This window comes from Pseudomonas cremoricolorata DSM 17059 = NBRC 16634 (assembly GCF_000425745.1).
GTDB lineage: Bacteria > Pseudomonadota > Gammaproteobacteria > Pseudomonadales > Pseudomonadaceae > Aquipseudomonas > Aquipseudomonas cremoricolorata.
Genome location: NZ_AUEA01000001.1, coordinates 525,701 through 543,648, shown reverse-complemented (window position 1 = coordinate 543,648; position 17,948 = coordinate 525,701). Strand labels below are relative to the sequence as shown.

Sequence of the window (17,948 nt, the reverse complement as noted above, 5' to 3'; positions counted from 1 at the left end):
AACCCTAGACGGATTTTTAGACGGCTGTCGAAAGACGGGTGGCTGGATGGTGGCTGCTGTTTTAAAGCCAGGCTGCAGCCCCGGCTGCGTTCCATCGACAAGATGCCGAGAGATACGCAGCCAGAACCCCGGTATGGCGGCCTCAGCGCGCCGGCTGGGCCTGCTCAGTGGTTGCAGGTTTCTTGGTCGCGGCCGGTTTCTTCGCAGGCGCCGGGTGGTGCGCTGCAGATTTGTGCGCCGCAGGCGCCGGGGCTTTCTTCGCAGCGTGCGGCGCTGGCTTGGCGGCGGGGGCCGGGGCGGGTTTGGCCGGCTCTACCGGCGCTGCCGGAGCGGCTTGCGCAGCGGGCGCGGCGGGTGCTGCCGGGACTGCTGCCGGGGCAGCTGGGGCAGCTGGGGCCGGTTGGGCAGGCTCTGGCTTGTCCTCACCGCCACCGCCGAACAGGCGTGAGAAGAATCCAGGCTTGGCCGCCTCTGGCGCAGCCTTCTGCTCGGTCGAGGCAGGGGTAGCCGCAGGTTGCGCCGCGTCGGATTTATCTGCCCCGCCGCCAAACAGCCGCGAGAAGAAGCCGGGCTTGCTCGCCTCAGGCGCAGCGGCTTTGTCGGCCACGGCTGGGGCAGCAGCAGGCGGGGCCTTGGCCTTGTCGTCGGTACTCCCACCGAACAGCCGCGAGAAGAAACCGCCCTGCTTCGCCGCTGCCGCGCCTGCCACCGCGGCAGTTGCCGCCGCTGGCCCGACCTTGATCGGTTCTAAGGACTTGCCGGCAGCCAGATCCTGCACCTGGATGGCGGCGCGTTGACCACTGCGCAGCGCACCTTCCAGGGTGCCTGGATACAGCGCGTCGGTGTGCTCGCCGGCGAAGGTCATGCGCTGCAGCGGGCGCTCCCACAGACGCCAGTACTTGCTGATCTGCCCCGGGCCATAGGCCAGGTAAGCGCCGCCCATGGCCGAATCGGTGCCATAACGGCGCACCTCATAGCCGGTGAAGGCGCCACGTGCCTTGGGATAGAACGCATGCAGACGAATCAGCACCTGATCGACCATCTGCTTGTCGCCGAACGCCTGCAGCAAGCGGGCGTTGTCACCGGCGAGGTTGATCACCACGTTGGCGCCGCCTTTCAGAGCAGGCTCGATCCACAGCATGCCCAGGCCTGCGTTACTGAAGATTTCCCCGGACATCCGCGCCCGGCTCTCCCACACCGGCTGCTTGAACTTCAGCAGCACCTGGTCGCGCCAGCCGTAGTTGGTGCCCTTGATCGCCGCCACGTGCTGGTTGTCCAGGCTCGGCGTCATCTGAATCTTGGCCAGTGCGCGCAGCGGCACGGCCATCACCAGGTAATCGGCGCTGTAGCCCACGCTTCCGACCTTCACCGTTACGCCATCTTTGTCCTGGATGATGGCGGTGACCGGCGAGTTGCTCTTGATCGCCTTGATCTGCTTGACGAAGGCCTGGGCCAGCACCGGGCTGCCGCCAGGCAGGCGCGCGGCGCGCAGGTCGCGGTCGTCGACACCGCGGTATACGCGGCTTTGCTGGGCGAAGTAGAGCAGCGACAGGCGCGAAGGTTCGTCGTAGCGGCTGCGGATCTGCTGGTTGATCAACTGCCGCGCGGTGGTCGGCAATTGCAGACGGTCGAGCCAGTTGGCGACGTTGATCTGATCGAGGGCGAACAGTGTGTTGTTGGCTGCCGGATTGAGCGGATCGTCGATCGAACGGGCCAGGTCATCGACGGTTTTCTCGTAGCGCTTGAGCGCTTCGGCAGTGGCCGGCTGCTTGGTCGCCAGATCAGCGGCGCTGAAGTAGTCGCCGTCGATCAGGTAGCCGGGGCTGCGCACGAACTCGGGGGCCGGCAAGGTGCTGAGCTTGAACTGTTGCAGGTACTGGTTGAGCACCGGCTGGGCCTTGTCGTTGCCGATCCACTCGCTGGTCGCCAGCCCCGAACGCCCGCCAGGACTGGCCTTGGCCTCAAGCAGGGTCACTTGCCAGCCCTTGTTCTGCAGCTCGTAGGCCGCGGTCAGGCCCGCCAGGCCGCCACCGACGACCAGCGCCGTCGGGGTCTTGCCTTGGGCCTGCGCTGCGGCGCCGGACAAGCCAATCATGATTACCGCGCACACGCGCACCCAAGCAGCAGCCATCGAGGCAGACTCCAGATCAAAAAAAGCGTGAAGAACCCAGAGCGCGAACCGCCCCGGAAAAAAGAGCCGCTAAGAATACGTCAGCCCCGGCTGCCCTGCTAGCACCGTGGCATCGTCCGCTGTCGACAAGCAGCGGTTGCGTACACGCATCTCGGGTTGTTCGACACGGCCGCTTCTCTTAGGCTTACGCGCTCTTTTACCCGTACGCCGCCAGGAGAACCGCCCATGGGGCTCAATCAACAGTGGATGCAACGTGACCTCGAAGTCCTGTGGCACCCCTGCACCCAGATGAAAGATCACGAGCACCTGCCGCTGATCCCGATCAAGCGCGGCGAAGGGGTATGGCTGGAAGACTTCGAAGGCAAGCGCTACCTGGACGCGGTGAGCTCGTGGTGGGTCAATGTGTTTGGCCATGCCAACCCGCGCATCGGCCAGCGCATCAAGGATCAGGTCGACCAGCTCGAGCACGTGATCCTCGCAGGCTTCAGTCACCAGCCGGTGATCGAGCTGTCCGAGCGCCTGGTGGCGCTGACCCCCGAAGGGCTCGACCGGGTGTTCTACGCCGACAACGGCTCGTCGTGCATCGAAGTGGCGCTGAAGATGAGCTTCCACTACTGGCACAACACCGGCCGGCCCGAGAAGAAGCGCTTCGTCACCCTGACCAACAGCTACCACGGCGAAACCATCGCGGCGATGTCGGTGGGCGATGTGCCGCTATTCACCGAAACTTACAAGGCCCTGCTGCTCGACACCCTCAAGGTGCCCAGCCCGGACTGCTACCACCGCCCTGAAGGGGTGAGCTGGGAAGACCACTCGCGAACGATGTTCGCCGCCATGGAGCAGACCCTGGCCGAGCACCACGACAGCATCAGCGCGGTGATCATCGAGCCGCTGATTCAGGGCGCCGGCGGCATGCGCATGTATCACCCGGTGTACCTCAAGCTGCTGCGCGAGGCCTGCGACCGCTACGACGTGCACCTGATCCACGACGAGATCGCCGTCGGCTTCGGCCGCACCGGTACGATGTTCGCCTGCGAGCAGGCCGGTATCCGCCCCGACTTCCTCTGCCTGTCCAAGGCTCTCACCGGTGGCTACCTGCCGCTGGCCGCGTGCCTGACCACCAACAAGGTCTACCAGGCCTTCTACGACGACTACCCGACCCTGCGCGCCTTCCTCCATTCGCACAGCTACACCGGCAACCCGCTGGCCTGCGCGGCGGCCCTGGCGACCCTGGACATCTTTGCCGAAGATCAGGTCATCGAGGCCAACAAGGCCTTGGCTACGCGCATGGCCAGCGCCACCGCGCACCTGGCCGACCACGCCCATGTCGGTGAAATTCGCCAGACCGGCATGGCCCTGGCCATCGAGATGGTCAAGTCGCGCGACGGCAAGGTGGCCTACCCGTGGCAGGAACGGCGTGGCCTGAAAGTCTTCGAACACGCCCTGAGCCGTGGTGCGCTGCTGCGCCCGCTGGGCAGCGTGGTGTATTTCCTGCCGCCGTATGTGATTACCCCGGAGCAGATCGACTTCCTCGCCGAGGTCGCCAGCGAAGGCATCGACATTGCCACCCGCGACAGTGTCAGCGTGGCGGTGCCGGCTGATTTCCATCCGGATTTTCGTGATCCCGGTTGATAGCCCCTGAGTCCTGTGGGGGCGTTGGCGGCCAATCGGAGCGCCGAACCGACCGCTCCCACATGACCGTGTTTCCATCGAGCCACACTTTCCATCGAGCCATACCTTCCATCGAGACAGACCATGCGACTCTCACGCTTTTTCATCGACGCCCCCTTGAGCCTTGGCGAGCACGACCTGCCCGAAGCGCAGGCCCACTACATTGGCCGCGTGTTGCGCATGAACCCAGGCGATGCCGTACAACTGTTCGACGGCAGTGGTCAGGAATTTCTCGGCCAGTTGCTGGAAGTGGGCAAGAAAACCGTACGGGTTGCGCTCGACCAGGCGCTGCCCGGTCAGGCCGACTCGCCGCTGCACATTCACCTGGGCCAGGGGCTGTCGCGCGGCGAGCGCATGGACTGGGCGATCCAGAAGGCCACGGAGCTGGGCGTAACGGCCATCACCCCGATCGTCAGCGAGCGCTGCGAAGTGCGTCTGAAGGACGAGCGCGCCGACAAGCGCCTGGCGCACTGGCGGCAAGTGGCGATCAGCGCCTGCGAGCAATGCGGCCGTTCGACCCTGCCGCAGATCAATCCGCCGCTAACCCTCGCCGAATGGCTCGGCAGCACCGATGCCGACCTGAAGCTGGTGCTGCACCCCGTGGCGGCGCCGCTGACCAGCCATGCCAAACCGGCCCGGCTGGCCTTTCTGATCGGCCCCGAAGGTGGCCTGAGCGACGCGGAAGTGGGCCAGGCCAGTGCCGCCGGCTTCCACCCTGCCCGGCTCGGCCCTCGGGTGCTGCGCACCGAAACGGCACCGGTGGTGGCGTTGGCAGTGGCGCAGCAGCTGTGGGGTGATTTCTAGCGCGCCTAGCGCACGTAGAAGAACACCGCGATGAAGTGCAGCAGGCTGCCGGCGATCACGAACAGGTGCCAGATACCGTGCCAGTGGCGGAAGCGCCGGTCGAAGGCGAAGAAGATGATGCCGACGGTGTAGAAAACTCCGCCTGCGGCCAGCCAGGCAAAGCCTGCCGTGCCCAGGGTAGCGAGCAGCGGCTTGACCGCCACCAGCACGATCCAGCCCATCAGCGCATAGATGACGATCGACAGGATGCGCGCCTCGGAACGCGGCTTGATCTCCTGCAACATGCCGATCGCGGCCAGCCCCCAGACCACGCCGAACAGGCTCCAGCCCCAGGGCCCGCGCAGGCTGACCAGGCAGAATGGCGTGTAGCTGCCGGCGATCAGCAGGTAGATCGACAGATGATCGAGCTTGCGCATGATCACCTTCGCCCGCCCGCGGGTGCTGTGGTAGAGGGTGGAAATGCTGTAGAGCAACAGCAAGGTGAAGCCATAGATGGAAAAGCTGACGATCTTCCACGGGTCGCCTTGCAGGCCCGCCGTGATGATCAACCAGAGTGCACCGATGGCCGCCAGAACGGCGCCGACCAGATGGGTCCAAGCGTTGAAACGTTCACCGTAATACATGCAGGAACAGACCTCCGGTTACTGATCGGGTTCCGTCGACCCGACACGTCCACCACTCGGCGAAGGCTCTGGCGCAAGCCTCTTGCGACCAGCAACCGAAGCCGAACTACATCTTGCGCGGGCGACTTTACAACTGTGCGTCACGCACCAGGCGCTCGAGCGCAGCAAGGTCGGGTACCCGCACCACCTGTTCGGCCACCTGCACTGCAGCCAGTTCCAGCGCGGCCAGCGGCACGTCGACATAATTGAGCTGGCTGTCGAGCTTGCACGAGCGCGGAATGCCTTGCAGCAGCAGCGCCAGGTAGCGCAGGCCGGTGTCGCCCAGTGCATTGAGCACGACGATGCGTGCACGCTCGCCGCAGGGGGTGTGACCGCCACAGGCCGCTTCGAAACCGATCAGTGGCAGCCGCTGCTGGCGCCAGTCGAGCCAGCCCATGTGCCAGTCGAGCGCGCCTTGCTCGCAGCTCAGCTGGCGCTGGCCGACCAGCTCGGCGATGGCCACGTTGGGCAGCAGCAAGGTGCGGTCGCCCAACGGCAACAGCAGCCCGGTGAGGCTGCTGCGCTGGCCGACGATGTGTTCAAGCATGCGGGGCACTCCAGTGGGCGATGCTGTGCAGCAGTTGCGACTCCTGATACGGCTTGCCCAGGTATTCGTTGACGCCGATGGCCATGGCCCGCTCGCGGTGCTTCTGCCCGCTGCGCGAGGTGATCATGATGATCGGCAGGTGCCTGAGGCGCTCATCCTGACGAATCCGCGTGGCCACCTCGAAGCCGTCCATGCGCGGCATTTCGATGTCCAGCAACAGCACGTCGGGGCAATGCTCTTGCAGCAAGGCCATGGCATCGACACCGTCCTTGGCGGTCAGGACACTCATGCCGTGGCGCTCGAGCAGGCGGCTGGTGACCTTGCGCACCGTCACCGAATCGTCCACCACCATCACCAGCAACGAGCGCTGCCGGCTGCTGCCAGGCAGCATGGGCGTGCTACGTGCCGCCGAAGGCAAGCGCGCCAGGCGCCGCTGCTGGCCACGCAACTGGCCGAGCAGGTCGAGAATCAGCACCACCCGGCCATCGCCCAGCAAGGTCGCCCCAGCCAGGCCCGGCACGGCGGCGAATTGCGGGCCAAGGCTCTTGACCACGATCTCGCGGCTCGGCGACAGGCCGTCGACCTGGATGGCGAACGACTGTTCCTGGGAATGCACCAGCAACACCGGCAGCGGCACGCTCTGGCCCAGCAGGTTCGGCTGCGGCGTGCCTTGCAGCAGCTCGCCCAGGTAGCGCAGCTGGTACTGGTAACCGGCATACACGTACTGCGGCGGATCGAGGCGATAGCACGCTTCCAGCTCGGCCGGTGGCACGCGCACCACCCCCTCGATGGTGTTCAGGCCAATGGCGTATTGCTCTTCACCCAGGTGCACCATCAGCGCGCGGTTCAGCGACACGGTGAACGGCAGGCGGATCTGGAAACGTGCGCCCTTGCCAGGACTGGACTCGATACTCATCGAACCGCCCAGTTGCTTGACCTCCTCATGCACCACGTCCATGCCCAGGCCACGCCCGGAAATCTGCGTGATCTTCTCGGCGGTGGAAAAGCCCGGGCGCAGGATGAACTGCAAGACTTCGTGATCGCTGAGGGTCGCCTCAGGGTCGAGCAGGCCGCGCTTGATGGCTTTCTTGCGCACTGCCTCCAGGGGCACCCCGGCGCCGTCATCGCTCATTTCGATGACGATGTCGGCGCCTTCGTGGAGCAGGCCCAGGTGGATGGTGCCCTGCTCCGGCTTGCCCGCCGCGCGCCGGGCGCTGCTGGTTTCCAGGCCGTGGTCGACGGCGTTGCGCAGCATGTGTTCGAGCGGCGCGACCATGCGTTCCAGCACGCTGCGGTCCAGCTCGCCCTCGGCATTGCCCACCACCAGTTCCACCTGCTTGCCCAGTTCGCTGGCGACCTGACGCACCACCCGCTGCAAGCGCGGCACCAGCCGCTCGAACGGCACCATCAGGGTTGCGGTCAGGCCCTCCTGCAACTGGCTGTTGATACGCGCCTGTTGCTGCAACAGGCCGTGGGTATGCTGGGCGCGCTGGGCCAGGGTTTCCTTGAGGTCGAGCAGGTCGGAGGCCGACTCGAACAGTGCCCGCGAGAGCTGCTGCAATTGCGAATGTCGGTCCATTTCCAGCGGGTCGAAGTCGTCGTAGGTATCGCCTTCGGCCTGATGACGGCTGAGCACCCGGCTCTGGGTTTCGTTGTCCAGGCGCAGCAACTGGTCACGCATGCGCTCGAGGGTGGTTTCCATCTCGTTGAGGGCGAACTGGCCATCGTTGACCTGCTGTTCGATGCGCCCGCGGATGATCGAGTGCTCGCTGGCCAGATTGCCAAGCTCGTCGAGCAGTTCGGCATCGACCTTGACCATGTCGCCGGTGGCGCGCTCATGGCTGGCTGCAGGCGCTTCGGCCGGTGCAGCCTCGCTGGGCAGCACCCCGGCCACCGTGTCGTTCAGCGCCGAGCTGGTGAAGTTGCGGATGTAATCGATCAGCGCGGTGGCGGCATGCAGCGGCTGCTCGAGGCGCACCGCATCGAGCATGTGTGCGAGGCGGTCATGGCAGTTCTGCAACAGGCTGAACAGCGCCAGGCTCGGCGGCAGCCGACCGGCGGCGAACAGTTCGTAGAGAAACTCCAGTTCGTGGGCCAGATCGCCGATGGCGCTGATCTCGACCATGCGCGCGCCGCCCTTGAGGGTGTGCAGGTCGCGCAGCAAGGTCTCGACTTCGGCGGTGTTGCGCGGGTCGGCCTGCCAGCGCGCCAGGGCCGCGGCCGAGCTTTCGACGATGTCCGAGCTTTCTTCGAGAAACACCTCCAGCAGCGCCTTGTCGCCCGGCGCTTCGTCCAGTTCCGACAGCGCCTCGAGCTCGCCCTCGGCCGTGTCGCTCGGCGCCACCGGCAGTTCCAGGGCACGCACGCCTTGCGGCCCGACCACACCCAGGCTGGCTGGGTCCAGCGCGCCGTGCAGGTGTTCGTGCAAGCGCGCCAACAGCGCCGGGCGTGGCTCGACGTCCTGTCCGGCGGCGACTTCATCGAGCATGTCGAGCATGCCTTCAAGCCCCTGTGCCAGCAGCGCGAACAGCGTGTCGGTAGCGGCAAGGCTGCCTTCTTCGACGGCGCCGAGCAGGTCGAGCAAGCTCTCGCACAACTGGTCCAGCGACCACAGATCGGCCAGATGCGCGGCATGCCCGAGCGCGGTCAGCTCATCGAGTAGCCCATCGAGCTGATCGCGCTGCGCGGGGGCTGCCTGCCAACGTGCCAACGCGGCCTCGGCTTCGAGCACGTGGTCCATGGCTTCACCCAACAGGCGTGCAGTGGCCTGCGGGTCACGGGCCACGGGCTGTTCGGCGTACGACGGTTGCGCCAGGGCCTGCTGCACGCTCTGTTCGATCTGCTCGATCAGTTCGCCAGCACCGGCGATGGCCGCCAACGGAGCGCTGTCGAGCTGCGCGAGGCCGCGCTGCAACAGGCCGTGGGCGGCCTGCAACTGCTGCAACTGCACCCCACCCAGAAGCAGGCCATGGGCCTTGTGTTCCCGCACCAGACGATCCAGGGCGGTGGCCAGCTGCGCCATGGGCTCGACCCCGGCCATGGCCGCGCTGCCCTTGAGGGTATGCAACGCCCGCTGCAACGCGTCGCTGATGCTCACCTCGCTAGCGCCTGCCTGCTGCAGGAAAGCGTCCAGCGCCTGCAAGTGGCCTGCGGCCTCGCGGGCGAATACACCGAGCAGGTGTGGATCGAGGCCCGCGGTGTCGGCGAGCGCCGGCGCCTGATCCTGCGCCAGGGCGTGCAGATGGTCGGCCAGCGCCTGGTTTTCCGCAGACGACCCCAGTTGCCCTCCGGCGTAATCGGCGAGCAGGTCCGGAAGGCGCACGAACACCTGCTGCAACGCCGCCTGGCCATCCCGGCTCAGGCTGATGCGCCCGTCGAGTACGCGATTGAGCAGGTGCTCGGCGCCCCAGGCCAGGGCCGCCAAGGCCTCGGCATGGACCATGCGGCCACTGCCCTTGAGCGTGTGCAAGGCGCGGCGCAGCTCGCCCAGTGTCGAGTGGGTCTGCTCTGCGCGCCACAGCGACCACTGCCGTTCGATCTCGGCCAGCAGCTCGCCGGCCTCTTCGAGAAACACTTCGCGCAGCCCATCATCCAGGGCCTCGGACGCTACTGCCGTGGAGGCTCGCTGCTGACACGGCACGCCCAGCAGCGCCAGGCTGGCACAGGCCCGCTGCAACAGCGGGCGGGCATCGGCCAGCGGGTCGGCCAATTGCCATTGCAAGTAGAATTCGGCCGCGCACAGGGCCTCGGCGAACGGCTCGAGGGTCGCGGCTTGCGGACGCTGGTCGAGGTCGTTGAGCCAGCCCTGGGTATACGCGGCGCACCCGCCGAGCACCTCGGCGGCCTCTGCCAGCATCAGCATGCTCAACGCGCCGCGCGCCTGTTGCAGCAGCCCGGGCACGCCTTGCAGACGCTGCCACGACCAGTCGTCGTCGAGGCAATCGGCGATCAGCTCCCTGGCCTGTTGCACCACAGACTGACACTCGGCCAACACCTGCTGACGAATCTCCAGCAGATCGGAGCCGGGCAGGCTCGCCGGGTCGTTGTCTTCCAGCGGCCCGACCATGCCGTTGAGGGTTGCCTCGACGTACAACAGTGCGCCGGCCACATCCATCAACAGCGCATCGGCGCCGGCATGGTTGTGCGCCGGCAGGCCCTGCAGCGCCAGCACCTGATCGATGATCACCCGCCGCGGCTGCTGGAAGCCGAGCACCGCCAGGGTATCGGCAATCTGCCGCAGCGGCGCCAGCAGGGTTTCCATCTGGCCGGCGTCGTGGCGATCACTGCGCACGAAGTGGTCGAGCCGCTCCTTGATGCGGATCAGGTCGTCACACAGGGCGATCACCACCGAGCGCAGGGCATCGCGGCCCTGGCCCGCCTGCAGCTGTTCGCGCCAGTTGCCCAGCGACACGTCCAGATCCGCCAAGTCGGCAGCCGCCGCTGCGGGCGCACCGACCTGGTTCAGGCTGCCTTCGGCAAGCGGCTCCAGGCCGCGGCAGTGGCGCAGTTGGTTGAGCAGCGGCAGCATCACCAGCGGCAGGTCGTGGCGGGCGCCGCGCAGCCGTTCGAGGTAGGCCGGCAACTGCTCCAGACCACGGAACAACGCGCCCAGGCACTCACCGCGCGGGCTCTGCTCACTGGCCGCCATGGCCGCACCGAGCAGCTGCATTTCCTCGGCCAGGTGCGCCGCGCCGCGCAGTTCGAGCATGCGCAGGCAGCCCTGTACCTGGTGCAGCTGGCTGACGAACTCGTTCAGTGGCGCCGCCTCGGCCGGCTCACGGGCGAACTGTTCGAGGGCCTGACGGGCCAGTTGCAAGCTGTCGAGAATGGCCGCCTTGCTCCAGGCCAGTCCCACCGTATCGTGGCGTTCCAGGGTCACTGCGGCAGGCGCCATGCGGGCCTCCTCATTGCGGCGGCGTCGTGTTCGGCAGGGTGAAGCCGGACACCGAGCGGCGCATCTCGCTGGCCATGCGCGCCAGATGGCGGATGCTGTCGGCGGTGGCGCCGGAGCCTGCCGAGGTCTGCGCGGTAATTTGCTGAATCACCGACATGGTGTGGGAAATCTGCCCGGCCGATGACGTCTGCAACTGCGCGGCATCGGAAATGCTCAGAATCAACTCGGCGAGGGTCTGCGACACGCCTTCGATCTCTGCCAGCGCCACCCCGGCGTCCTGCGCCAGGCGCGCGCCGCGCACCACTTCGGCGGTGGTCTGCTCCATGGAAATCACCGCCTCGTTGGTGTCGGTCTGGATGGTCCGCACCAGTGCTTCGATCTGCCGGGTGGCCGAGGACGAGCGCTCGGCCAGGCGCTGCACTTCATCGGCGACCACGGCGAAGCCGCGCCCCGCCTCACCGGCCAGCGAGGCCTGAATCGCGGCATTGAGGGCGAGGATGTTGGTCTGCTCGGCGATGTCGTCGATCAGGCTGACGATGTCGCCGATTTCCTGCGACGACTCACCCAGACGCTTGATGCGCTTGGCGGTGTCCTGAATCTGCTCGCGGATGTTGTCCATGCCATCGATGGTATTGTGCACCACCTCGTTGCCCTTGTTGGCGATGGCCACCGAACGTTCGGCGACCTTGGCCGACTCGTAGGCGTGGGCCGAAACGCGGTCGATCGACTCGACCATGTCGCCCACCGCCACCGACGCCTCGCTGATCTGCTCGGCCTGATGCTCGGAGGCCTTGGCCAGCTGGCGCGCGGTATTCTGCGTGTCCTGCACGGCGGCGGCGACCTGCTCGGCGCTGTGGTTGATGGTGGTGACCAGCTCGCGCAATTGGTCGACCGAATAGTTGATCGAGTCGGCGATGGCCCCGGTGAAGTCTTCGGTGACTGCCACCGACACGGTCAGGTCGCCATCGGCGAGTTCTTCGATTTCATCGAGCAGGCGCATGATCGCCTGCTGGTTGCGCTCGTTCTTCTGCGCGGTATCGCGCAACTGCCGGCGCGTGGCGCGGACCATGATCGAGCCGATGAGAATGATCGAAGCCAGTGCCAAAAGGCCCAGGGCATAACCGCCGACGGTGTCCAGGGTGCGGCTGCCGGCCAGGTTCTCGAAGCTGTTGGCCAGGTGCGAGGCTTCGTCGAGCAGGGTCTGTGACAGGCTGAAGATATTCCCTGCGGCCTCGCGCACCCGCAGCAGCTCAGGCGAGGTTTCGAGAATTTCATCCACCGAACCTGCGACGAACTGGAACAGCTCGGTAATTTCCCCCAGGCGGTTGCGCGCATCGGCATCCTCGACCCGGCTGATCTCCAGCGCCGCGTCGCCGTTGAGCATGCCTTGCAGGACCTGGCCGAACCGGTTGGCATCGCGGCCGAAGGTGGCAGCGGCCTGGGCGGTAGTGTCGTCGCCGGCAAGCACGGTGTTGACCGAGCCGAGGATACGCTCGGCCAGCAGCAACTGGCGCTGGGCCACCGCCACCTGGCTGGCCGGGGCGCCGCTCTTGAGCAGGATCTCCACCACCTTTTCGTACTCGACCTGCAACTGCGGCACGGTCTCGGCCAAGGTCGCGGCCACCTGGTGCAGCGACAGTACGGTCTGTTCGCTGGAAAGAATGACATCGGTGTTCTTGAGCAAGTTGTCCCAGTCCTGCCCGACGGCGGCCATTTCGTCGCGCACCGCGGCCGGTGCGGCGGGCAGGCCGGTGGCATGGTCGCCGCGGCGCAGGTAGCCCCAACGGCGGTCGAAGTCGTTGCGCGCATCGGACAGCAACTTGAACGCCAGGGCCTTGCCGGCTGCGGCCTCGGTGGCGTTCTTGGCGATGCGCTGCGACAGCACGCGCAATTCACCGGCGTGGCCGATGTACTGCTTGTCGTAGGTCGACTGGGTGTTGAGGTAGGCGAAGTTGGCGAACAGCAGCACGATCGACAGAATCAGCACCACGAACAGCACGGTGATCTGCGCGCTGCTGCGGGTGCGCTGGGTCATCGGCGGCGGAGTGACGCCAGGGGTGGACTTGCTCAAGACAGCATCCTCTACAACGCCACATCGAGAAAACCTGGCGCCTGGGCCAGGGCGAACGGGCTGAAGATCGCCCAGTTGCGTGCGCCGGGGAAATGCCCCTGAACGAAGCGCGCGGCACTGCGCAGCAACGGCTGCGGCGGCGTTGGCTGCAGTTGCTCGAGGTCGAAATGCTGCAGGCCCAGCACCTCGTCGACCAGCAGGCCGACGAACAGATCGTCGTGGTCGAGCACCATCACCCGACGCTGCTTGCCCGGCGCCACCGGGGCGAGACCAAGAAAGCTCGACAGGTCGAGCACCGGCAGCAGGCGCCCGCGCAGGTTGCCGACCCCCACCACCCACGGGCGCACCCCGGGCACGCGGCTGCTGCGCGGTTCACGCAGCACCTCGGCCACCTCGCCCATGGGCGCGACGAACCAGTGGCTGGCGATGCGAAAGCCAATGCCGCTCCAGGCTTGCGCCGGGCTGGGTTCGAAAGGCTGATCGGCCACCAGCAGGCGGCAGCGGCGGTCGATGTCCAGCAGCAGTTCGAAGGCGGTCAGCGACGCGCCTTGCGGCCGGGTGGTCAAGCCTTGAGCACCTCGTCGAGCTTGCTGATCAGCGCCTCTTCGTCGATGGGCTTGGTGAGAAAATCACGCGCACCCTGACGTGTCGCCCAGATACGGTCGGTGTCCTGGTCCTTGGTGGTCACCACCAGCACCGGGATGTCGCGGGTTTCCGGGTCCTTGGACAACTGGCGGGTGGCCTGGAAGCCGTTCATGCCGGGCATGACGATGTCCATCAGTACCGCATCGGGCTTTTCCTGGCGGGCCAGGGCCACGCCGTCGGCGCCATTGCTGGCCTTGATCACCTGGTGACCGTGCTTTTCCAGCCAGTCGGTGAGCTTGTACATCTCGGTCGGCGAGTCGTCGACAATCAGAACTCGGGCCATGCTGTTTCCCCGTCAGGAACTACGACGCCGTGGCCGGCGTCAGGAGGCGTGTTGTGGCTGCTCGACGAAACCCGGCACATGGGCACGGATGGCGTCGAGCAACGCTTGTTTGCTGAATGGTTTGGTCAGGAACTGGTCGGAGCCGACCACCCGGCCGCGGGCCTTGTCGAACACTCCGTCGCGCGACGACAGCAGAATCACCGGCGTGTCCTTGAACGCGCTGTTGTGCTTGATCAGCGCGCAGGTCTGGTAGCCATCGAGGCGCGGCATCAGCACGTCGACGAAGATGATCTGCGGCGCGTGGTCGACGATCTTGGCCAGGGCATCGAAGCCGTCGCTGGCGGTGATCACCTCGCAGCCCGCCTCGCCGAGCAGCAGCTGGGCGGTACGGCGGATGGTGCGCGAATCATCGATCACCATCACCTTCAGGGGCTGTTGCATAAGTTGCGTTACCGTGGCTGCTCACTGGAAGGTCGGCCTGTGCCGGGGCTGGGCGCAGAGCCTGTGCGGCCCTGCGCGCCGGACACGGCTTGCGGCGTGAAGCTGGGGGCATTTTTAGCACACTCCGGGAGCCCGTTCCATCTGCCCACCCCTTGACCGACCGCGCCTGCGGCGCCACCCTGAGCGACTTTTCATTTCGAACCATCGCGGCGCACGCCGCCAAGAGGAATTACCCCATGAGCGTTCGCCTCGGGATTGTCATGGACCCCATCGCGTCCATCTCCTACAAGAAGGACAGTTCGCTGGCCATGCTGCTGGCCGCCCAGGCCCGCGGCTGGAGCCTGTTCTACATGGAGCAGCGTGACCTCTACCAGGGCGAAGGCAAGGCCCGCGCGCGCATGCGCCCGCTGAAGGTATTCGCAGATCCGGCGCACTGGTTCGAACTGAGCGAAGAGCAGGACAGCGCCCTGGCCGAGCTGGATGTCGTGCTGATGCGCAAAGACCCGCCGTTCGACATGGAATTCATCTACAGCACCTACCTGCTCGAGCAGGCCGAGGCCGACGGCGTGCTGGTGGTCAACCGTCCGCAGAGCCTGCGCGACTGCAATGAAAAGCTGTTCGCAACGCTGTTCCCGCAGTGCACCGCGCCGACCCTGGTCAGCCGCCGCGCCGACGTGATTCGCGAATTCGCCGCGCGCCACGGCGATGTCATTCTCAAACCTTTGGACGGCATGGGCGGCGCCTCGGTGTTCCGCCATCGCCAGGGCGACCCGAACCTCTCGGTGATCCTTGAAACCCTGACCCTGCACGGCCAGCAGCAGATCATGGCGCAGGCCTACCTGCCGGCCATCGTCGATGGCGACAAACGCATCCTGATGATCGACGGCGAACCGGTGCCGTATTGCCTTGCGCGCATTCCGGCCAGCGGCGAAACCCGCGGCAACCTGGCCGCCGGTGGTCGTGGCGAAGCGCGTCCACTCACCGAACGCGACCGCTGGATCGCCGCGCAAGTCGGCCCGACCCTGCGCGAGAAAGGCCTGCTGTTCGTCGGCCTGGACGTGATCGGCGACTCGCTGACCGAAATCAACGTCACCAGCCCGACCTGCATCCGCGAGATCGACGCCGCCTTCGGCCTCGACATCGGCGGCCAGTTGATGGACGCCATCGCCCGTCAGCTCGACGCGCGCTGACCACCAGCACGCGGCAAGCCCGCGCAGTGGGGTATGATGCCGGTCCCGTCCGCTGACCTGCCCCACCGCGCCTTTGCTGGATATTCGATGACGCTGTCCGCCAACATCCCGCCCGACCTGCTGCCGCCACGCGTCCGCCCCGTGGACCGGCTGGGCTTTACCCTGTTTCTTGCAGCGCTGCTGCACATCGTGCTGATCCTCGGCGTGAGCTTCAGCGTCAGCACGCCCAAACAAGTGCGCCAGACCCTCGACTTCACCCTGTCGACCTTCCAGAGCGAAAAGCCGCCGGAAAAAGCCGATTTCCTCGCCCAGGACAACCAGCAAGGCAGCGGCACGCTAGAGAAGAAAGCGGTGCCGACCACCACCGAAGTGGCGCCGTTCCAGGACAGCAAGGTCAACAAGATCACCCCGCCGCCGGCCCCGCGCCGTGAAGTGCCGCCGCCGCCGCAGAAGGCCGTGGTGACCACCAAGGCGCCGAAACCGACCAAGGTCGAGCCGCGGCCCAAGGAAAGCAAGCCGCAGCCCAAGCCCACCGCTCCGGCCCCGGATTTCGACAGCTCGCAGCTCTCCAGCCAGATCGCCAGCCTCGAGGCCGAGCTGTCCAACGAACAGCAGCTGTACGCCAAGCGCCCGCGTATCCATCGCCTCAACGCCGCCTCCACGGCCCGCGACAAGGGCGCCTGGTACAAGGAAGACTGGCGCAAGAAGATCGAGCGCATCGGCAACCTCAACTACCCGCAGGAGGCGCGCAGCCAGAAGCTGTACGGCAGCCTGCGGCTGATGGTGTCGATCAACCGCGACGGTTCGCTGCATGAAGTGCTGGTGCTCGAATCGTCCGGCCAGCCGCTACTGGACCAGGCCGCCCAGCGCATCGTGCGCATGTCGGCACCGTTCGCGCCGTTCACCGGCGATCTGGCCGAATTCGACCGCCTGGAGATCGTGCGCACCTGGCGCTTTGCCCGCGGCGACCGTCTGTCTAGCAATTGATCACACATGAGCCTGGCGAGCAGCTTGTCAGCCTCGTCACCTGACGCCACACTACCGACCATGAAAAACCACACACCTACCTATCTCAAGCATCAGTTTCTGATTGCCATGCCGCACATGGCCGATCCGAACTTTGCGCAGACCCTGACCTATATCGTCGAGCACAACGCCAACGGTGCGATGGGCCTGGTGGTGAATCGTCCGCAGGATCTGAGCCTGGCCGACATCCTCGAGCAGCTGCGCCCGGATGAAGAGCCGGCGCCGCGCACGCTGAACGTGCCGATCTACCTCGGCGGCCCGGTGCAGACCGACCGCGGCTTCGTCCTGCACAGCCCCGAATGCAGCTATCAGGCCACCGTCGAACTCGACGGCATGAGCCTGACCACCTCGCAGGACGTGCTGTTCGCCATCGCCGAAGGCCGCGGCCCACAGCAGAGCCTGATCACCCTCGGCTATGCCGGCTGGGAAGCCGGTCAGCTCGAAGAAGAGCTGGCCGATAACGCCTGGCTCAACTGCCCGTTCAGTCCCGAGATTCTGTTCGCCACGCCCAGCGACCTGCGCCGCGAAGCGGCTGCCACCAGCCTGGGCGTCACCCTGAGCCTGCTGACCAGCCAGGCAGGCCACGCCTGATGGCCGAACTGCGCCTGTTGCTGGGCTTCGACTACGGCACCAAGCAGATCGGCGTGGCGGTGGGCCAGGTGATTACCGGCCAGGCCCGTGAGCTGTGCACGCTCAAGGCGCAGAATGGCGTTCCCGACTGGAACCAGGTGGAAAAGCTGATCGGCGAATGGCAACCCGACGCCATCGTCGTCGGCCTGCCGCTGAACATGGACGGCACGCCCAGCGAGATGAGCGCCCGCGCCGAGAAGTTCGCCCGCCGCCTCAACGGCCGCTACAACCTGCCCGTGCACACCCACGACGAACGCCTGACCACTTTCGAGGCCAAGGGCGAACGCCAGGCCCGAGGCGGCCAGCGCGGCAGCTACCGTGACGATCCGGTCGACGCCATTGCCGCGGCGTTGCTGCTGCAAGGCTGGCTGGAAGCCAATACCTAACGCTTTGCCGCCGGCAATACCGGCCCAGCCAAGGAGCACACAATGAGCCTACCCGACCCTTCCGCCCTTATCCGGCAGATGGCCGTCGACCTTCGCGCCCATCTGGCCCGTCGCCAGATCGAGTCGCCGCGTTTCATCGGCATCCGCACCGGTGGCGTGTGGGTCGCGCAGGCGCTGCAGGACGCCCTGCACGACGACAGCCCGCTGGGCACCCTGGATGTGTCGTTCTACCGCGACGATTTCAGCCAGAACGGCCTGCACCCGCAGGTGCGCCCCTCGGAGCTGCCCTTCGAAATCGAAGGCCAGCACCTGGTGCTGATCGACGACGTGCTGATGAGCGGGCGCACCATCCGTGCGGCGCTCAACGAGCTGTTCGACTACGGCCGCCCGGCCAGCGTGACCCTGGTTTGCCTGCTCGACCTGGACGCCGGTGAGCTGCCGATTCGCCCCGACGTGGTCGGCGCCAGCCTGCCACTGGCCGCCGAGCAACGCATCAAACTGACCGGCCCCGCCCCGCTCGCCCTCGAGCGCCAGGACCTGACCACCGCCTCCGCCCACTAAGAGCCC

At 66.4% G+C, this 17,948-nt stretch carries 15 protein-coding genes; 7 read left to right on the top strand and 8 right to left on the bottom strand.

The features are described from left to right. Nucleotides 1-142: 142 nt before the first annotated feature. Nucleotides 143-2,131 (bottom strand): flavin monoamine oxidase family protein, encoded by a 1,989-nt coding sequence (locus H618_RS0102425; protein ID WP_028693550.1) that lies wholly within the window; start codon nucleotides 2,129-2,131, stop codon nucleotides 143-145. A 225-nt stretch (nucleotides 2,132-2,356) separates the two neighbouring features. Between H618_RS0102425 and H618_RS0102420 the strand changes: the two genes are divergently transcribed. Together H618_RS0102420 and H618_RS0102415 are read left to right on the top strand one after the other, a co-directional pair. Continuing rightward, the gene (locus H618_RS0102420; protein ID WP_028693549.1) at nucleotides 2,357-3,763 is read left to right on the top strand and encodes an adenosylmethionine--8-amino-7-oxononanoate transaminase; all 1,407 of its coding nucleotides are present in this window, start codon (nucleotides 2,357-2,359) and stop codon (nucleotides 3,761-3,763) included. Nucleotides 3,764-3,886: 123 nt separating this feature from the next. Then, on the top strand, nucleotides 3,887-4,606 hold the full coding sequence (locus tag H618_RS0102415) for a 16S rRNA (uracil(1498)-N(3))-methyltransferase (protein ID WP_028693548.1): 720 nt from the start codon (nucleotides 3,887-3,889) through the stop codon (nucleotides 4,604-4,606). A gap of 5 nt (nucleotides 4,607-4,611) precedes the next feature. Here H618_RS0102415 and trhA read toward each other — a convergent pair whose 3' ends face one another. From trhA to H618_RS0102380, 7 genes are all read right to left on the bottom strand, one after another. Beyond that, nucleotides 4,612-5,229 (bottom strand): PAQR family membrane homeostasis protein TrhA, encoded by a 618-nt coding sequence (trhA, locus tag H618_RS0102410; RefSeq protein WP_028693547.1) that lies wholly within the window; start codon nucleotides 5,227-5,229, stop codon nucleotides 4,612-4,614. Nucleotides 5,230-5,356: 127 nt separating this feature from the next. Beyond that, nucleotides 5,357-5,815, bottom strand: coding sequence for a chemotaxis protein CheW (locus H618_RS0102405; protein ID WP_028693546.1), 459 nt, complete (start codon nucleotides 5,813-5,815; stop codon nucleotides 5,357-5,359). Beyond that, nucleotides 5,808-10,709, bottom strand: a complete 4,902-nt coding sequence (locus tag H618_RS0102400) for a hybrid sensor histidine kinase/response regulator (RefSeq protein WP_028693545.1) — start codon at nucleotides 10,707-10,709, stop codon at nucleotides 5,808-5,810. Before H618_RS0102400 ends, H618_RS0102405 begins: the two co-directional genes overlap by 8 nt. A 10-nt stretch (nucleotides 10,710-10,719) precedes the next feature. Continuing rightward, the gene (locus tag H618_RS0102395) at nucleotides 10,720-12,744 is read right to left on the bottom strand and encodes a methyl-accepting chemotaxis protein (protein ID WP_154660608.1); all 2,025 of its coding nucleotides are present in this window, start codon (nucleotides 12,742-12,744) and stop codon (nucleotides 10,720-10,722) included. A 47-nt stretch (nucleotides 12,745-12,791) separates the two neighbouring features. Continuing rightward, entirely contained in the window at nucleotides 12,792-13,346 is a 555-nt protein-coding gene (locus tag H618_RS0102390; protein ID WP_028693543.1) for a chemotaxis protein CheW, read from the bottom strand. After that, entirely contained in the window at nucleotides 13,343-13,708 is a 366-nt protein-coding gene (gene pilH / locus H618_RS0102385) for a twitching motility response regulator PilH (RefSeq protein ID WP_028693542.1), read from the bottom strand. The genes H618_RS0102390 and pilH overlap by 4 nt, the downstream gene beginning before the upstream one ends. A 39-nt stretch (nucleotides 13,709-13,747) precedes the next feature. After that, entirely contained in the window at nucleotides 13,748-14,149 is a 402-nt protein-coding gene (locus tag H618_RS0102380; RefSeq protein WP_028693541.1) for a response regulator, read from the bottom strand. A 236-nt stretch (nucleotides 14,150-14,385) separates the two neighbouring features. Between H618_RS0102380 and gshB the strand changes: the two genes are divergently transcribed. The 5 genes from gshB to pyrR all read left to right on the top strand — a co-directional run bounded on the left by gshB (nucleotide 14,386) and on the right by pyrR (nucleotide 17,942). Next, nucleotides 14,386-15,339 carry a glutathione synthase gene (gene gshB / locus H618_RS0102375; RefSeq protein WP_028693540.1) on the top strand — a complete coding sequence of 318 codons (954 nt, stop codon included), beginning with the start codon at nucleotides 14,386-14,388 and terminating at the stop codon, nucleotides 15,337-15,339. Nucleotides 15,340-15,426: 87 nt separating this feature from the next. Next, nucleotides 15,427-16,326, top strand: coding sequence for an energy transducer TonB (locus H618_RS0102370; RefSeq protein ID WP_028693539.1), 900 nt, complete (start codon nucleotides 15,427-15,429; stop codon nucleotides 16,324-16,326). Between the two features lie 60 nt (nucleotides 16,327-16,386). Beyond that, a complete protein-coding gene (locus H618_RS0102365) occupies nucleotides 16,387-16,956 on the top strand; it encodes a YqgE/AlgH family protein (RefSeq protein WP_028693538.1) in 570 nt (189 codons plus the stop codon). Continuing rightward, nucleotides 16,956-17,381, top strand: coding sequence for a Holliday junction resolvase RuvX (gene ruvX / locus H618_RS0102360; RefSeq protein WP_028693537.1), 426 nt, complete (start codon nucleotides 16,956-16,958; stop codon nucleotides 17,379-17,381). The genes H618_RS0102365 and ruvX overlap by 1 nt, the downstream gene beginning before the upstream one ends. 42 nt (nucleotides 17,382-17,423) lie before the next feature. After that, complete coding sequence (gene pyrR, locus H618_RS0102355; protein WP_028693536.1) at nucleotides 17,424-17,942, top strand: bifunctional pyr operon transcriptional regulator/uracil phosphoribosyltransferase PyrR; 519 nt, start codon at nucleotides 17,424-17,426, stop codon at nucleotides 17,940-17,942. Nucleotides 17,943-17,948 lie beyond the last annotated feature (6 nt).